12 protein-coding genes and 1 pseudogene are annotated in these 15,042 nt (G+C 74.9%); 11 read left to right on the plus strand and 2 right to left on the minus strand.

Going from position 1 to position 15,042, the window contains the following annotated elements:
• Nucleotides 1-27 precede the first annotated feature (27 nt).
• The 3 genes from ACFRAV_RS13405 (at nucleotide 28) to ACFRAV_RS13415 (ending at nucleotide 3,587) form a co-directional block, all read left to right on the plus strand.
• Nucleotides 28-1,374, plus strand: coding sequence for a cytochrome P450 (locus tag ACFRAV_RS13405; protein WP_382554692.1), 1,347 nt, complete (start codon nucleotides 28-30; stop codon nucleotides 1,372-1,374).
• Nucleotides 1,375-1,620: 246 nt separating this feature from the next.
• Entirely contained in the window at nucleotides 1,621-2,829 is a 1,209-nt protein-coding gene (locus tag ACFRAV_RS13410; RefSeq protein WP_382554813.1) for a cytochrome P450, read from the plus strand.
• A complete protein-coding gene (locus ACFRAV_RS13415; RefSeq protein WP_382554694.1) occupies nucleotides 2,826-3,587 on the plus strand; it encodes an enoyl-CoA hydratase/isomerase family protein in 762 nt (253 codons plus the stop codon). The genes ACFRAV_RS13410 and ACFRAV_RS13415 overlap by 4 nt, the downstream gene beginning before the upstream one ends.
• 134 nt (nucleotides 3,588-3,721) lie before the next feature.
• Here the strand turns inward: ACFRAV_RS13415 and ACFRAV_RS13420 are convergent, their stop codons facing one another.
• Complete coding sequence (locus tag ACFRAV_RS13420) at nucleotides 3,722-4,222, minus strand: TspO/MBR family protein (protein WP_382554697.1); 501 nt, start codon at nucleotides 4,220-4,222, stop codon at nucleotides 3,722-3,724.
• 144 nt (nucleotides 4,223-4,366) lie between these two features.
• On the opposite strand from ACFRAV_RS13420, the gene ACFRAV_RS13425 reads away from it, so the two are divergent.
• The 8 genes from ACFRAV_RS13425 (at nucleotide 4,367) to ACFRAV_RS13460 (ending at nucleotide 13,254) form a co-directional block, all read left to right on the plus strand.
• On the plus strand, nucleotides 4,367-5,059 hold the full coding sequence (locus ACFRAV_RS13425; protein ID WP_382554700.1) for a gas vesicle protein: 693 nt from the start codon (nucleotides 4,367-4,369) through the stop codon (nucleotides 5,057-5,059).
• Entirely contained in the window at nucleotides 5,056-6,015 is a 960-nt protein-coding gene (locus tag ACFRAV_RS13430) for a gas vesicle protein (protein WP_382554703.1), read from the plus strand. The genes ACFRAV_RS13425 and ACFRAV_RS13430 overlap by 4 nt, the downstream gene beginning before the upstream one ends.
• A 34-nt stretch (nucleotides 6,016-6,049) precedes the next feature.
• A complete protein-coding gene (locus ACFRAV_RS13435; RefSeq protein WP_108953034.1) occupies nucleotides 6,050-6,364 on the plus strand; it encodes a gas vesicle protein K in 315 nt (104 codons plus the stop codon).
• The gene (locus tag ACFRAV_RS13440; protein ID WP_382554706.1) at nucleotides 6,361-7,173 is read left to right on the plus strand and encodes a GvpL/GvpF family gas vesicle protein; all 813 of its coding nucleotides are present in this window, start codon (nucleotides 6,361-6,363) and stop codon (nucleotides 7,171-7,173) included. Before ACFRAV_RS13435 ends, ACFRAV_RS13440 begins: the two co-directional genes overlap by 4 nt.
• A gap of 10 nt (nucleotides 7,174-7,183) precedes the next feature.
• On the plus strand, nucleotides 7,184-8,272 hold the full coding sequence (locus tag ACFRAV_RS13445) for a P1 family peptidase (protein ID WP_382554708.1): 1,089 nt from the start codon (nucleotides 7,184-7,186) through the stop codon (nucleotides 8,270-8,272).
• 88 nt (nucleotides 8,273-8,360) lie between these two features.
• Nucleotides 8,361-9,878: a glycoside hydrolase family 71 protein gene (locus ACFRAV_RS13450; protein ID WP_382554710.1), complete on the plus strand. Its 1,518-nt coding sequence runs from the start codon at nucleotides 8,361-8,363 to the stop codon at nucleotides 9,876-9,878.
• 91 nt (nucleotides 9,879-9,969) lie between these two features.
• Complete coding sequence (locus ACFRAV_RS13455; RefSeq protein WP_382554712.1) at nucleotides 9,970-10,473, plus strand: FBP domain-containing protein; 504 nt, start codon at nucleotides 9,970-9,972, stop codon at nucleotides 10,471-10,473.
• Between the two features lie 105 nt (nucleotides 10,474-10,578).
• Nucleotides 10,579-13,254: a SpoIIE family protein phosphatase gene (locus ACFRAV_RS13460; protein ID WP_382554715.1), complete on the plus strand. Its 2,676-nt coding sequence runs from the start codon at nucleotides 10,579-10,581 to the stop codon at nucleotides 13,252-13,254.
• 991 nt (nucleotides 13,255-14,245) lie between these two features.
• On the opposite strand, the pseudogene ACFRAV_RS13465 reads toward ACFRAV_RS13460, so the two are convergent.
• Nucleotides 14,246-15,025: pseudogene (locus tag ACFRAV_RS13465) on the minus strand (alpha/beta fold hydrolase); the annotation flags it as partial.
• Nucleotides 15,026-15,042 lie beyond the last annotated feature (17 nt).

Genomic DNA, 15,042 nt, shown 5'->3' on the forward strand with positions numbered 1-15,042 from the left:
GACGCCGGGCCGCCGAAGGAACGCACCATGGACTTCACGCCCGCCGCCGACGGCGGCACCACCGCCCGCTGCCCCATGCACGGCGCGGACTTCGCGGCCGCCCCGCACGACGTCTACGACCGGTTGCGCGCCGAGGGCCCGGCCGGGCCGGTGGAACTCGCCCCCGGGGTGGAGGCCACCCTGGTCGTCGGCCACGAGGCCGCGCTGCGGGTGCTGCAGAACGACGCCCTCTTCGCCCGCGACTCCCGCCGCTGGGGGGCCCTGCGCGAGGGCCGGATCGCCCTGGACAGCCCCGTGCTGCCGATGATGATGTTCCGACCCAACTGCCTGTTCACCGACGGGGCGGAGCACCTGCGGCTGCGCAAGGCGGTCACCGACAGCCTCGACGCGATCGACGTCCGGCAACTGGCGCGCGACGTGCGGCAGATGGGCGACTTCCTGATCGACCGCTTCAGCGAGCGCGGCCGCGCCGACCTGATCGACGAGTACGCCAAGGTGCTGCCGCTGCTGGTCTTCAACAAGATGTTCGGCTGCTCCGCGGACATCGGCGACAGGCTGACCACCTCGATGGCGGCCATCTTCGAGGGCCGGGACGCCCTCCGCGCCGACCAGGAGCTGACGGCGTGCCTGATGGAACTGGTGGCCCTCAAGCGTCGCGAGCCGGGCGACGACCTCACCAGCCGCCTGGTGCGGCACCCGGCCGGGCTCACCGACACCGAGCTCAAGGACCAGTTGGTCATGCTGATGGGCGCCGGGGTCGAACCCGAGCGCAACCTGATCGGCAACACCGTGCTGCTGATGCTCTCCCCGCAGGGCTCCGGCCTGCTCATCGAGGAGGCGATGGAACACGTCCTGTGGGACAACCCGCCCATCGCCAACTACGCCACCCACTTCCCCAAGCAGGACGTCGACCTGGCGGGCGTCCGTCTCGCGGCGGACAGCCCGGTCGTGATCAGCTTCGCCGGGGCGAACGCGGACCCCTCGCTGCACCACGCCCGCCGCTCCCGCAGCCAGGGCGCCCACCTCTCCTGGGGCGCGGGCCCGCACAAGTGCCCGGCCTCCTCGCCGGCCCAGGTGATCGCCCTCACCGCGGTCGAGAAGCTCTTCAACGAACTCGACGACCTCGCCCTGGAAGTGCCCGCCGATCAGCTCGCCTGGCGGCAGGGGCCCTTCCACCGCGCCCTCGCGGCGCTCCCGGTGCGCTTCGCCCCCTCCCCGGCCGGACGGGTGGCCGCCGCCACCGGACGGCACCCGCTGCCGGCCGCCGTGCCCGAGCAGACGCCCCAGGCCGTCGGCGAACCGGCCGGGCAGCCCGCCGCCCCGGCCCGCAGGAAGGGCTTCTGGGGCACCTTCCTCGACGTCTTCCGTCTCTGAGACCGCCGGCTCCGAGATCGCCGGCTCCGCCCGTGAGCAGCAGCAGCGAGTGAGGAGAGAAGGTTGAGCACAGTCGCCGGTCGTCCCGTCGCCGGGAGCCCCGCGGGCTGCCCGGCCCACCCGGAAGCGTCCGGGCCGCGTCCGGGCGAGCCGTCGCCCCCGCCCGCACCGGGGGTCCCCCGCCAGGACGGCGCGCGGCCGGTCGCCGGGCCGCGCCGGGCGGTCGGGCGGCGCGAGGTGATCGCCCTGGTCCGCCGCCTGCGCTCGCCCGAGGGCCTGCGCGACCCGCTCCCCGTCTACCGTGCCTTCCAGGAACTCGGGGACGTGGTCCCCGCGCCCTGGGGCGGACACTTCGTCACCGGGTTCGACGTGGCCGACGAGGTGCTGCGCGGCCGCGGCTGGCTCGCCCCGGACATCGCGTGGCAGGAACGGCAGCCGGACCCCGCACGCTGGCACGCGCCCGCCACCCGGGAGATGAGCCACACCCTCTCCCGGCTCAACGCGCCCGAGCACACGCTCCGGCGCCGCGCCCTGGGCAACCCCTTCGCCCGCGGCGCCCTGGAGGCCGTGCGGCCCGTCGTCGAGGAGCACGTCGAGACCCTGCTCGACGATCTGGAGCGGGAGTCGCGGGCGCACGGCAGGGCCGATTTCGCCACGGTCGTCGCGGACCGCCTGCCGATCCGGACCGTCGGCGGATGGCTCGGCCTCCCGGAGCGGGACCACGACCGGGTTCTCGACTTCACCCACCGTCAGGTCTTCGCCCAGGAGCTGTTGCCCACCCGCAGCGAGCTCGCCGTCTCCGAGGCCGCCACCCTGGAGATGCGGGCGTACTTCACCGCCCTGCTCGAGCACCGGCGCGCCCACCCCGGCGAGGACGTGCTCTCCGACTGGATCCGGTTCTGGGACGAGACGCACGCGGGCGACCGTGCCGCGGCCGACCAGGTGCTCTACCACCTGACGATGTTCGTCACCATCGCCTCCCTGGAGACCACCGCGACGCTCCTGTCCACCGTGGTGTCGCTGCTGCTCGCCGACCCCGCGCGGTGGCGATGGCTGCGGGAACACCCCGAGCACGTCGACGACGCCGTCGAGGAGGCACTGCGGTACGACCCGCCGATCTGGCTGAACAGCCGGATCGCCGCCGAGGACACCGTCCTCGGGGGAGTGCCCGTCGCCAAGGACGGCCTGGTGCACGTCCTGTTCGGCGCCGCCCACCACGATCCGCGGCGCAACCCGGACCCGCAAGCCTTCGACGTCCGGCGCCGCGGCGCCCATCTCGCGTTCGGCGGCGGCGTGCACTACTGCCTCGGCGCGGGGCTGGCCCGGCTGGAGGCGGGAGTGCTGCTCACCGGGCTGCTGAAACGTTTCCCCAACTTGCGGTCGGCCGCCGACGGGCCCGTGTACGCGCCCCGGCTGGTCTTCCGCCGCATCACCTCCCTGGGAGTGACCACATGACGGCCGTCGACCGGTACAAGACCCTGCGCGTGCGGCGCGACACGGACGTGCTGCACGTCGAACTCCACCTGCCGGAGCGCGGCAACGCCGTCTGCGAGGCGATGCTGGACGACCTGCTGGAGGTGCTCCACCGGCAGGAGCCCTCGGTACGGGTGCTCGTGCTCTCCGGAGCGGGCGAGGACTTCTGTCTCGGCGGCGACCGCGCGGAGTTCGAGGAGCAGCTGCGCCAGGATCCCGACGGGGCGGGGATTCGAATCTCGGGGGACAAGGCGCGCCGGGTGTGCCAGGCCCTGTCCCGCAACCCGGCGGTGACGGTCGCCAAGGTGCGGGGACGGGCGGTCGGCGCGGGATTCGCCCTCGCCCTCGCCTGCGACCTGCGGATCGGGGCGGAGAGCGCCACCTTCCGGCTGCCGGAGGCGGCGCTGGGACTGCCGGTCGCCTGGGGCGGGCTGCTGCCGCGGCTGCTCGACGAGGTGGGGACGGCCCGGGTGCGCGACATGGTGCTGACCGGGCGGCCGGTGGGGGCGCAGGAGGCCCTGCGCTGGTCCGTCCTCCAGCGGGTCGAGCCGGACTCGGAACTCGACGCGGCGGCCGAGGCGTGGGTGCGGCCGGTGCTGCGACGGCCGCGCGGCGGGCTGCGGATGACCAAGGCGCTGCTCGAGGCGCACGGGACGGCCACGCGGATGGCCGACGCGTCCGTGCTGGACGGCGAGCTGATGGCCGCGGCCCTCGTCGCCGCACGGCACGGCGGGCGGTGACGAGGGCCGCCGCGTCCTTGCCACGGGGCCGCCGCGTCCTTGTCACGGGCCGCCCGCGCCCTTGCCGCGGGCCGCGGCCCGCGGCGGCTCCCGGGCCGTACCCGTTCCGGCAGCGGTCGGGGGCTTTGCCCCGGTCAGCGGTTGCGGCGGGCGATGGAGGAGCTGAGGGCCGTGGCGAAGAGGCACCAGCCCGCGTACGGGAGCAGCGCCGCGGCGGCCCCGCGGTCGCTGCGCGCCACCCGGCGGATCAGCTGGAGGTTGCTCGCGTCCAGCAGCAGCGCCCCCCACACGCCGTCGGCCGGGCTGCGCCGGCCGAAGAACAACCAGGTCCAGGCCGCGTTCAGCGCCAGGTTGGCGCCGAAACTGGCGGCCAGTGCCCGTCGTTCGCGACCCCGTGCGCGGTTCAGCGCGCGCCCGGCGCTCCACGCGATCGTGCCGTACAGCGGGGTCCACACCGCCGGGAAGGCCGCCGCCGGCGGCTGCCACGACGGTTTGTCCAGCCCGGCGTACCAGTCGTCGGAGGGGCCCGCGGCCCGCGCCCCCACCCAGGCGCTCAGTCCCACGGCGGTGCTCGCGGCCAGGTAGGGCCACCGGTCGGTCGTGGCGCTCCGGGCGCCCTGCTGTGCGTCGCTCATCCGCGCCGGGTACCCCGTCGGCTCGCAACATGACCGGACGTGCGACAGGTGGCCCGTCCCGCCGCGCCCGTGACCGACGACGTCCGCCGGGGCGCGGGCGCACGCACCAGGTGTGTGCTGGGGCGGACCGGTAACGCGTAGGGAATGAACGAGGATCAGACCAGACTTCCCGCCCCTCGGGCGACCGGCTCCCCGGGTGCTTCGGAGGGCTGGGCTGGCTCCTTCGGGTCGCCGGCACCCCGTACCGTTGCCAACGCCCGGGCCCTGGAACCCCGGCGGGACGGCGAGGGCAGCCTCGCCCACGTCGTCGAGACCCTGCTCGACAAGGGCCTCGTCCTCAACGCCGACATCATGGTCTCGGTCGCCGGCGTCGAACTCCTCGGCATCCGGCTCCGTGCCGCTCTGGCGTCGTTCGAGACCGCCTCCCGCTACGGCCTGGAGTTCCCCGCGGGGACGGACACCGACACGGCGGCCTGGCGTGAGGCCAAGGAGGAGAAGGAAGCCTGCCCCCAGTGCGACAAGAAGGTGCCCACCAAGCAGCTGCTGGACGAGTGGTGCCCCTGGTGCGGCTGGCGCAGCGCACAGGCGCTGTCCCGCGCGGCCACCGACACGGGTGAGGGTGACGGGGAGCCTGGGGAGCTGGAGCAGCAGCGACCGGCCGGGGTGAGCGAGGAACGCGCCCGGAGGAACCCCGCGCGCAAGGCCGCCACCTGGAAGACCGGCACGGCCCGCAGGCGGACCTCGGCTCCACGGAAGGCCACGGCTCGCAAGGAGGCACCCCGCAAGACCGCCGAAGCGCGGGAGACCACGGAGACCAAGGAGGAGGAGACAGAGTGACCCAGCCGCGGCCCGCGATGAAGCCCACCCGCGACCCCAGGGTCACCCTCGACGACCTGGTCGAGGTGCTGCTGAACAAGGGCGCCGTACTCCACCTCGACCTCATCGTCGCGGTCGCGGACATCCCTCTCATCGGTGTCAGTCTGCGCGCCGCCATCGCCGGCATGGAGACCATGCTGGAGTACGGCATGCTCCGGCAGTGGGACGAGTCCACCCGCGCCTGGGCGGAACGTTCCGCCGGACGGCGCGACCTCGACCTGCGCGCGGGGGAGGAGCTGGTGACCCGGATGCCCGGCGGCCACCTCCTCGAGGAGGGCGTGTACACCGGATGGCGCCCCGGCGGCGTCCACCTCACCGACCAGCGGCTGGTGGTGCTGCGCCGCGACCCCCGGGAGGTCCTCTTCGAGGCCGGGGTCCGCGACCTGCGCACCGTCCAGCTCGAGACGGAGACGACCGTCGGCGGTGAGCAGCGCACCCGGCTGCGGGTGGCCACCCTCGACGGCCGCACCGCCCTGCTGTCGGCCGCCGACCCGCACGGCCTGCACGAGGCGCTGACCGGCCTCAACCCCGGCCTCACCGCACTGCCCGCCGCGCCCCGGGGCGCTCCCGCGGACGAGTTCGAGGGACACCTCTGGTACCAGGAACCGCGCCGCAGCGGTCCGCTGTGGCGCGGCGGCAAGGGCAGGCTGGGACCCACCGGCCTGATGTGGAAGTCGCCGCTGGACGCCCGCCCGGCCCTGGTCGTGCCGCCCGGCGAGATACTCGGCGCCCGCATCGAGCCCGGCCGCAGCCCCGGCGGCGACGGACAGGTGATCGTGCTGGAGACCGTGTCGCACGGGAGGGTCACCCTCGCCGCCGACCAGCCCGGGCGGTGGGCCGACGCCCTGACCGCGACGGCCGCCCCCGACATGCCGCTCGCCCCGGATCTGCCGGACACCCCGGCCCCCGTGGCGTGACGGCGAGCACCGCAGGACAAGGAGACGACAACCCATGGCTCTCACGGTCGACGAGAAGAGTCTCAAGCACGGCGTCCTCGCCCTGGTGCTCACCCTGGTCGAGGTGATCCAGGAGGCGCTGGAACGCCAGGCGCTGCGCCGGATGGAGGGCGGGGACCTCACCGAGGAGGAGCTCGAACGCCTCGGCGACGCCCTGCTCGAACTGGACGAGGCGCTGGAGGAGATCAAGGAGGACCACGGCATCACCACTTCCGTGGCCGATCTCCACCGCGGCCTCGACGAGGTGGTGGACGACGTGGTGGACAAGCTGGTCAACCCGGCGCGCTGGGCGGAGGAGGCGGGCCGATGAACGACTCCGCCCTCTACGTCTACGCACTCCTGCCCGACGTCCCCGGCGACCCGGCCGACGGCGTGACCGGTCTCGACGACCGCACGCTGCGCGTCCTGCGCGCCCCCGGCACGGGCCTCGCCGCCCTGGTGCACGACGGCCCCGCCGAGCCCTTCGAGGGCGGTGACGAGACCGTGCGCCGCTGGGTGGTCGAGCAGGACCGCGCGGTGGTCGCCGTCTGGGAGAGGACCGGCGCCGTCCTGCCGATGACCTTCAACGTGCTGGTCGCGCCGGGCCCGGAGGCCGGTGCCGAGGAGCGGCTGTGCGCCTGGCTCGGCGAGCGGGCGGAGGAACTCTCCGGCCGTCTGCGCGAACTGGACGGCCGCGCCGAACTACGCGTCGAGCTCACGGTGAACCGCGAGGCGGCCACCGGGGACGACGAGCGGGCCCGCGCGCTGGAGGCCGAGATGGCCGGCCGCTCGCCCGGCATGCGCCGGCTGCTCGCCAAGAAGCTGGAGGGTCTGCGCAAGGAGGCGTCCGAGCGGCTGGCGGACAGCATCCACGCCGACGTCCGCCGCCGCCTCGCCGCGGTGGTCGAGGACATCCGGGACCGCACCCGCAGCGTCCGCGACCCCCGCGAGGCGGAGGTGATGTCGGCGGCCCTGCTGGTGCCCTCGACCGAGATCGAGACCGTCGGCACGGTGCTGGCCGACGTCCAGGACAGCCACCCCGCGGTGCGGGTGCGCTTCCTGGGCCCCTGGCCGCCGTACTCCTTCACCGAACTGCCCGCCGGCCCCGGCGCCGCGGAGGACGTGACACCGGCGGGATAGCGTGCCGGGCATGAGCGACGCCCCGTCCCCCCGCCCCGTCCCGCCCTCCCGCACCTCCCCGTCCGCCCCGGCCCCCGCCCGCGCCCGCGAACTCGGCCTGTCCTGCGGGACGTTCCCGGCAGGCCCGCTCAACGCGATCACCGACGTGGCCGGGGTGCGGGTGGGGCACACCACGCTGTGGGAGCCGCCCCGCGTGCACAGCGGCGTCACGGCGGTCGTGCCCGACGGCGTCGGACCGGAGAGCCCGCTGCCCGCCGGGCTGTTCGCGGGCAACGGCTACGGCAAGCTGATCGGCGCGACGCAGATCGCCGAACTGGGCGCGATCGAGACCCCGGTGCTGCTCACCTCGACGCTCTCCGCGTTCCGGGTCGCCGACGCGCTGGTCGGGTGGGTGCTGGAGCAGCCCGGACGCGAAGAGGTGCGCAGCCTCAACCCCGTGGTGGGGGAGTGCAACGACGGGCTGCTCTCGGACATCCGCTCCCGCCCGGTGCGCGAGGAGCACGTCCGGGCCGCACTGGACGGGGCGGCCGGAGGACCGGTGGCCGAGGGATGCGTCGGCGCGGGCACCGGGACCACGGCGCTGGGTTTCAAGGCGGGTGTCGGGACGTCCTCCCGGGTGGTGCCCGTGGGTGGGCAGGACGCCGTGGTGGGGGTCCTGGTGCAGGCCAACTTCGGCGGCACGCTGCGGGTGCTGGGACGTGAGGTGACGCCCGCCGACGTCGGGGTGCCAGCCCGGCCCCCGGAGCCGGACACGGGCTCGTGCATGGTGGTGACCGCCACCGACGCGCCGCTGGACGCCCGGCAGCTGGCCCGCGTGGCGCGCCGGTCGGTGTACGCCCTGGGGCGGGTCGGCGCGTCGTTCAGCCACGGCAGCGGGGACTACGGCCTCGCCTTCGGGACGCGGACACCGCACGGGCCGGTGCCGGACACCGCACTGGACCCCCTGTTCCGGGCGGTGCTCGACGCCGTGGAGGAGGCGGTGCTCAACGCGCTGCTGGCCGCGAGGACCACCCTCGGCGTCCGCGGCGACGTGCTGCACCCGCTGCCCGCCCAGGCGTTGCGGGAACACCTGGGCGGGTTTCGAACAAAGGCGGAGTGACCCCTTCGAGGCATTGCGGGCACGGGTCCGGTCGGCTTGACTGGGCGGCGCGCGGCCCGACCCGCCGCGCGGCCGGGGGAGGGCACCCATGGAGAACACCACAGCACGGCGCCACGCCTTACCGGGCCGGAGCCGCCGCCGGGCCGGACTCGCCGCCCTGGTCGGCATCCTGCTGCTCGTCGGCGCGGGCACCGGGCTCGGCTTCGGCGCCGCGGGCGACCGCGACACGTCCTCCGCCGCCGCGGCGCGTGAGCCACTGCCCTTCGACCTGCCGTCCACCGAGCGGCTGCGCTCGAGCGACCGGCTGGTGTTCGCGCACTACTTCACGCCCTACCCGCTCTCCCTGGACAACCGGCCCGCGGACGAGGACTACTACGCCCGCAACTACCTCACCGCCGACGGCGAGAGCGGCAAGCACGCCGCGTACGGCGGCCTGCTCCGCGACCGGCCGCTCCCGGTCGAACCGGCCTCGGGCGACTGGCGGTCGGCGCATTACCGCCAGGAGGTCCGCACCGCCGTGGCCGCCGGGATCGACGGCTTCAGCGTCGACCTGCTCTCCCTGGAAGGGCCCAACTGGGAGCGCGTCCAGCTGCTGATGCGGGCCGCCCGCGAGGAGGACCCGGGCTTCCGCATCATGCTGATGCCCGACATGAAGTCCCTCGACGCCGATCCGGCCACCCTCGCCCGCGCCCTCGCCGAGCTGGGCGCCGCGCCCAACGCGCACCGGCTCGACGACGGCCGGCTCGTGGTGTCCCCGTTCAAGGCGGAGGAGAAGCCGGCCGGCTGGTGGCGCGAGGTGCTGGACACCCTGCGCACCCGGCACGGTGTCCGCACCGCCTTCGTCCCCGTCTTCCTCGACCTGACCTCGCACGCCGACGAGTTCGCCCCCCTTGCTCACGGCTTCTCCACCTGGGGCAGCCGCAGCCACACCGCCCTCGGCCACTACTCGGAGCACGCGGAGCTGGCCCGCAGGCACGGCAAGCTCTGGATGCAGCCCGTGGCGGTGCAGGACGCCCGGCCCAACCAGGGCGTGTACGACGAGGCGGGCAACACCGAGACGCTGCGCGGGAGCTGGGACCACGCCATCGAGGACGGCGCCGACTGGGTGCAGCTGACCACCTGGAACGACTACTCGGAGAGCACCCAGTTCGCGCCCTCGCTGCACAACGGGCACACCTACCTCGACCTGAGCTCCTACTACCTCGCCCGGTTCAAGACCGGCTCCTGGCCGCGCGTCGTCCGCGACACGGTCTACCTCACGCACCGCGTCCAGCCGCACGACGCCCGGGCCGCCGACCAGCCGGAACTCATGCGGTCGCGCCCCGGATCGGCCCCCGCCCGGGACACCGTGGAGGTGCTCACCTTCCTGGCCCGCCCCGGGGCGGTGGACGTCACGGTCGGCGACCTGCACGAGCGGTTCACCATGGAGGCGGGGGTGCGGGCGGAGCTGCTGCCGCTGCGGCCCGGGCGCACCGCCGCGGAGGTCACCCGCGGCGGGAGAACCACCACCGAGGCCGTCACCCGGTTCGCCGTCACCACCTCTCCCGAGGTCCAGGACCTGCAGTACTACGGGGTCACCGGAGGGCGCCCCGCCGAGCGGCCGTGAGCGTGGCCGGCGGTAAGCCGGAAGGTGACCGCCCTCACCTAGAGAAATAATCATTTTGCCTAAAGGTATTAGGCGGCCTAGCCTCGGTGGCGTGCGAGAGATATCCGAGACCGACATCCGCGACAGCTTCGTGAACTGCTCCAAGGGCGAGGCCAAGCGCCTCGGGCTGCCCCGGGACCTGGCGGAGCGGCCCTGGGAGGACCTGGACTTCCTCGGCTGGCGGGATCCGGGCGCCCCCGACCGCGCCTACCTGGTCGCCGAGCGGGAGGACGGCGGGCTGCTCGGCCTGTCCCTGCGGGCGGTCTCCGCGGGCGCCGCGCGCGGCTTCACCGCCCGGTCCCTGTGCTCGCTCTGCCTGACCACCCACGTCCGCGGGGACGTCGTGCTGATGTCCGCCCGCCGCACCGGTGAGGCCGGGCGGCAGGGCAACACCGTCGGCCAGTACCTCTGCGCCGACCTGGCCTGTTCGCTCTACCTGCGCGGCATGAAGGAGAGCGCGGCCGGACGCGGCTTCGAGGAGAGCCTGGGACTGGAGGGCAAGGTCGCCCGCATGCGGGACAACCTCGACGCCTTCCTCCGCATGGTCACGGCCTGACGGCCTGACCGCCTGATTGCCTGACTTTCAGGACGGACGGGAGGTCCGTCCGCGGTCGGCGGTGTCTGCCGGGCCGGTCGTCCCGCGTGACGGACACTGAGGGGCATGTCCGACATTGCTCCCAGTCATCCCCTTTCCCGCCGGTTCGCCCCGCGCCCCGCGAGTGTGGGGGAGGCCCGGAGGTTCGTGCGGAAGGTCCTCGGCCAGGACGCCGGGGAGACGTGCGAGGTCGCCGAGCTGCTGGTGGACGAGCTGGTGAGCAACGCGGTGCTGCACGCCAGGAGCGTGGTCGAGGTGACGATCCGGCCGCGGGAGGACCGGACCGAGATCAGGGTGAGCGACGAGCGGTCGGGCCTCGGCCTGATGCCGCAGCAGGAGTTCCACCCCTTCGCGGCCACCGGGCAGGGACTCTCCCTGGTCCAGCGGCTGGCCACCCGCTACGGCGTGGAGTCCGGCGGTGGCCGCAAGACGGTGTGGTTCGAGGTCGGCCCCGCCAGTACGCCGCCGGTCCCCTCCAGCTGGGGGACCGCAGCCCAGGACCCGGGGCCGCGCAGGACCGTCACCCTGATCGACCTTCCGGGCTCCCTCTACACGGCGTCCCACCGCAACCGGCACGAACTGCTGCGGGAACTGGCGCTCGCCGCCTTCGGCGGCGACACCCTCGGCGTCCGCCCCGAGGACCTGGCCGTCGCCCACGACGCCAACCACATGATCAGCGTCTGGGTGACCGCGGCGCTCGAACGGCAGCCGCCCTCCGAGGTCGGCACCAGCACCCTCACCCTGTCGGTGCCGGCCGACGCCTCGCCCTCGGTGCTGGTCCTGCGCCAGGTGCTCGACCAGGCCGAGGAGGCGGCCCGCGACGGACGGATGCTGGCCCGCCCCGCCGTTCCGGCGGTCCGCGCCCTGCGGAGCTGGCTCTTCGGCCAGATCGCCGGGCAGTTGGCCGGCGGTCACCCGACCGCCTGGACGGTCGTCCCGCGCGACCCCACGCCGGGTCCGCTGGAGACGGTGCCCTTCGACCCGGTCCAGGTGCGCGACAGCAGGACCCCGACCGTCGCCGCCGACGAGGAGAACCGGATCGTCGCGGTGAACGCGGCGGCCGCCGGGATGCTGGGCTGGGAGCCGGACGCACTGGTGGGGCGCAGACTGCTCACGATCATCCCCGAGCACCTGCGGCAGCGGCACAAGGAGGCGTTCACCTCCCTGCTGTTCACCGGACGGGCCCGGATCCTGGGCCGGTCCGTCCCGCTGCCCGCGCTGCACCGGGACGGACGGCAGGTGCCGATCCGCCTCGTCATCCAGACACAGCACACCGCCGACGGCCGCACCCTGTTCGTGGCCCACCTGATCCCGAGGGCCGGAGAGGCCGCCTCGGGGGTGCGTGAGCGGACCGGGGAGGAGACGGAGGCCCAGCAGCCGCACCCCGAGGCACGCCCCGTCGTCACCCCCGAGGGCCGGCCGGAGGACGGCCGGCCTGATGACCCTCGTGCCGCCGCCCCCGTGGGCAGCGAGGCGATGGCGCGCCTGGCGATGATCGTGGACACCGGGCGGGCCGTCACCGACTCCTCCGACCCCGACGGCGGGCTGCGCGAGGTGTGCCGGATCCTCACCGGACGGTTCGCCGACTGGTGCGTGATCGACCTGTTCGGCCTGGACGGAACGGGGGAGCGGGTCGGCGTGGTGCGCCGCGACCGCCACGGACGACCGGCGGCGGGTTTCGAGGGCGCCCTCCCGCCGCTCTCCGGGAGCGCGCGCGGGCCACTGGCCCGGGTACTGCGCGGCGCGGGTCCCCTGCTGCTCCCGGGGAGTGGTGCCGACGAGCCGCCGGGCCAGGTCGGCAGCCCGCTGGACGCCCGCCACCGGGCCCTGTTCGAGACGCTGGGGGCGGACAGCGCGGTGGTGGCCGCGCTCCGGGCCCGCCGTGACGTGCTGGGCGCGATCACCCTCGCCCGCACCACCCCCCACCGGCCCTTCACCGAGGCCGACCTCGCCTTCGTCGACGACCTGGCGCACGGCATCGCCGTCGGCCTGGACAACACCCGCCTCTACGAGGAGACCCGCGGCATCGCCGAGCAGCTGCAGCGCTCGCTGCTGCCGGTCCTGCCCGAGCTGCCCCACCTGGATGTCGCCGCCCGCTACGTTCCGTCCTCCGTCACCGCGGAGGTCGGCGGCGACTGGTACGACTGCTTCGTGCTGCCCCGCGGCGACCTGGCGGTGACCATCGGCGACGTCGCCGGGCACGACCTGGCGGCGGCCGTCGCCATGAGCCAGCTGCGCTCGATGCTCCGGGGCATCGCCGTCGACCGGGAGGAGCCGCCCGGCGAGGTGGTGCGACGCCTGGACATCGCCAACCACACCCTCTACCGGGAGGCGACCGCGACCTGCGTGTACGGGCTGGTCCGCGGGCCCGAACAAGGGCCGTGGGAGTTCGTCCACTCGGCGGCAGGTCATCTGCCCCCGCTGATCACCACCGAGGACGGCGAGACCCGCTACCTGGAGGAGGGCACCGGCCTGATGCTGGGCACCGGCTTCGACATGCCGCGTCCGGCAACGGCCGTGGCGCTGCCTCCCCGGGCCACCGTGCTGCTCTACACCGACGGGCTCGTCGAACGCCGGGGCGAGGGACTGGAGCAGTCCCTCGCGCGGCTGCGCCGGCACACGGCCGACCTGGCGCGCGAACCGCTGGACGTGTTCCTGGACGAGCTGCTGATCCGGCTCGGCGCGGACGGGGCGGACGACATCGCCCTGCTGGCCCTGCGCCCCGTCCCGCCGGAGCGCTGAGGTCCCCTGACGTCCCTTCCGGCCGGCGCTTTCCGGTCGAGCCGGGGGCCCCGGCCGTCTCGCCGATGCCGCGTCCCGCCCGCGACGCCCACCCTGCCGCCATGGACACTCCTCGCTCGGAGCGGGCGCGTACGCCCGCTCCACCACGATGCTCAGGCTCCTGACGGGCGGTGGGACAGGGACACGACTCCCTCTGCGGCCCTGCTACGCGGCCCGCTCCTTCGGCCTGGGCCGACCGGCGGGATGCCCCGCTCCGACCACCGACCGGCGTGCGCCGCCCGCGTTCCTCCCTTGCGGCGCGGCGCACGCCCCGGCGGCGGGACCGGCCTCAGCTGTCCGGACGGGCGGGCTCGATCAGCGACTCCGCGCCGATCGCGGTGAACCCGGCGGCCAGGAAGGCGCGCAGCGAACGGGCGTTGCCGGGCGCGACCGCGGCGAACACCGGCGCGTTCACCGGCACCAGGGTGAGCGCGTCGGCCAGCAGGGACCTGCCGTACCCGCGCGAGTGCTCCGCGGCCGGGGAGAGCTCGACGCTCAGCTCGGTGCGCCCCGCCGGCCCCTCCGCCAGGGTGACCAGACCCCGCTCGTCGCCGAACACCCGTACGCCGCGCCGCAGTCCGCGGGCGTGCCGCACCCGGGGATGCTCGTCCAGCCCGTTCAACGGGCCGAGCCGGGCCGGCCCGCCGGACCCGCGGGCGACCAGGACGGCGTCGACGGTGCCGACCCGGCCGGAAGGCCCCGCCAGCGCGCGCAGGAAGTCCGGCGCCAGCGACCCGCCGAAGCCGTCGGGGCGCAGGGAGTCCACCCGCTCGGCGGGCAGCGAGGTCGCCACCACCGCGTGGCCGGTGAAGGCCACCGAGCACTCCGGACCGTGCGGCGGCCGCGGCAGCACCGTGACGGCGCCGTCCGCCTCGGGGAAGCGGCCCTCCGCGGCGTCGAGCAGCAGTCCCAGCAGCGGGTGCGGCGGCGCCAACTCCTCCCGCCGGGCCCGCAGGAAGTCCAGCAGCGCGGCGTCGAACCGCTCGGGCTGCTCCAGGTTGGGGAGATGGCCCGCGTCGGGGAGGACGACGAGGTGGGAGTCGTCCACCAGCTTGCGCATCGCCTCCGCCTCCGCCACGGGGGTGTAGGTGTCCTCCTCGCCGACCAGCAGCAGCACCGGCACCCGGGCCTCGCGCAGGGAGTCCCGGTAGTCGGGCCGCTCGGCCCGCGCCCGCAGCGCCGCCGCGGCGCCCGCGGGCACGGTGGCGCGCATCATCCCGTTCACGTGCGCGGCGACCTCGGGCATCGAGGTCACGTGGCCCGGCGTGATCATGCGGTCCAGCACCTCGGCGGCGTAGCCGTCCATGCCCTCGGCGAGCAGCCGGTCGGCCAGCGCGTTGCGCCAGGCTCGCCCTTCCTCGGTCTCCGCGACGGGCGAGGTGTCGGCGAGCACCAGCGCGGCGGTGCGCTCCGGGTGGAGGCGGTGGAGCTCCATGGCGATCTGACCGCCCATCGAGAGCCCCGCCACCACGGCCCGCGGCACTCCGACGAGCCGGAGCAGCGCGGCCAGGTCGTCGGCGTGGTCCCGCCACTCGGTCACCCCCGGGGCCACGGTGCTCGCGCCGTAGCCGCGCAGGTCGGGCAGGATCACCCGGTGCCCGGCCGCGACCAGCGCCGCGGCCTGCGGGCGCCACATGCTCCGGTCGAAGGGATGACCGTGCACCAGGAGCACCGGGACGCCGTCCGCGGGGCCCAGGTCGTCGTAAACAAGCGTCACGCCCGGACGGACCACGGCCCGCCCGGCGCGCA

It is taken from the genome of Streptomyces sp. NPDC056600 (assembly GCF_042792855.1).
Classification (GTDB): Bacteria; Actinomycetota; Actinomycetes; order Streptomycetales; family Streptomycetaceae; genus Streptomyces.

Coding starts and splice junctions, on each gene's coding strand:
- ACFRAV_RS13405 (WP_382554692.1), top strand. CDS start 28: ATGGACTTCACGCCCGCCGCCGACGGCGGCACCACCGCCCGCTGCCCC.
- ACFRAV_RS13415 (WP_382554694.1), top strand. CDS start 2,826: ATGACGGCCGTCGACCGGTACAAGACCCTGCGCGTGCGGCGCGACACG.
- ACFRAV_RS13420 (WP_382554697.1), bottom strand. CDS start 4,222: ATGAGCGACGCACAGCAGGGCGCCCGGAGCGCCACGACCGACCGGTGG.
- ACFRAV_RS13425 (WP_382554700.1), top strand. CDS start 4,367: ATGAACGAGGATCAGACCAGACTTCCCGCCCCTCGGGCGACCGGCTCC.
- ACFRAV_RS13435 (WP_108953034.1), top strand. CDS start 6,050: ATGGCTCTCACGGTCGACGAGAAGAGTCTCAAGCACGGCGTCCTCGCC.
- ACFRAV_RS13440 (WP_382554706.1), top strand. CDS start 6,361: ATGAACGACTCCGCCCTCTACGTCTACGCACTCCTGCCCGACGTCCCC.
- ACFRAV_RS13445 (WP_382554708.1), top strand. CDS start 7,184: ATGAGCGACGCCCCGTCCCCCCGCCCCGTCCCGCCCTCCCGCACCTCC.
- ACFRAV_RS13450 (WP_382554710.1), top strand. CDS start 8,361: ATGGAGAACACCACAGCACGGCGCCACGCCTTACCGGGCCGGAGCCGC.
- ACFRAV_RS13460 (WP_382554715.1), top strand. CDS start 10,579: ATGTCCGACATTGCTCCCAGTCATCCCCTTTCCCGCCGGTTCGCCCCG.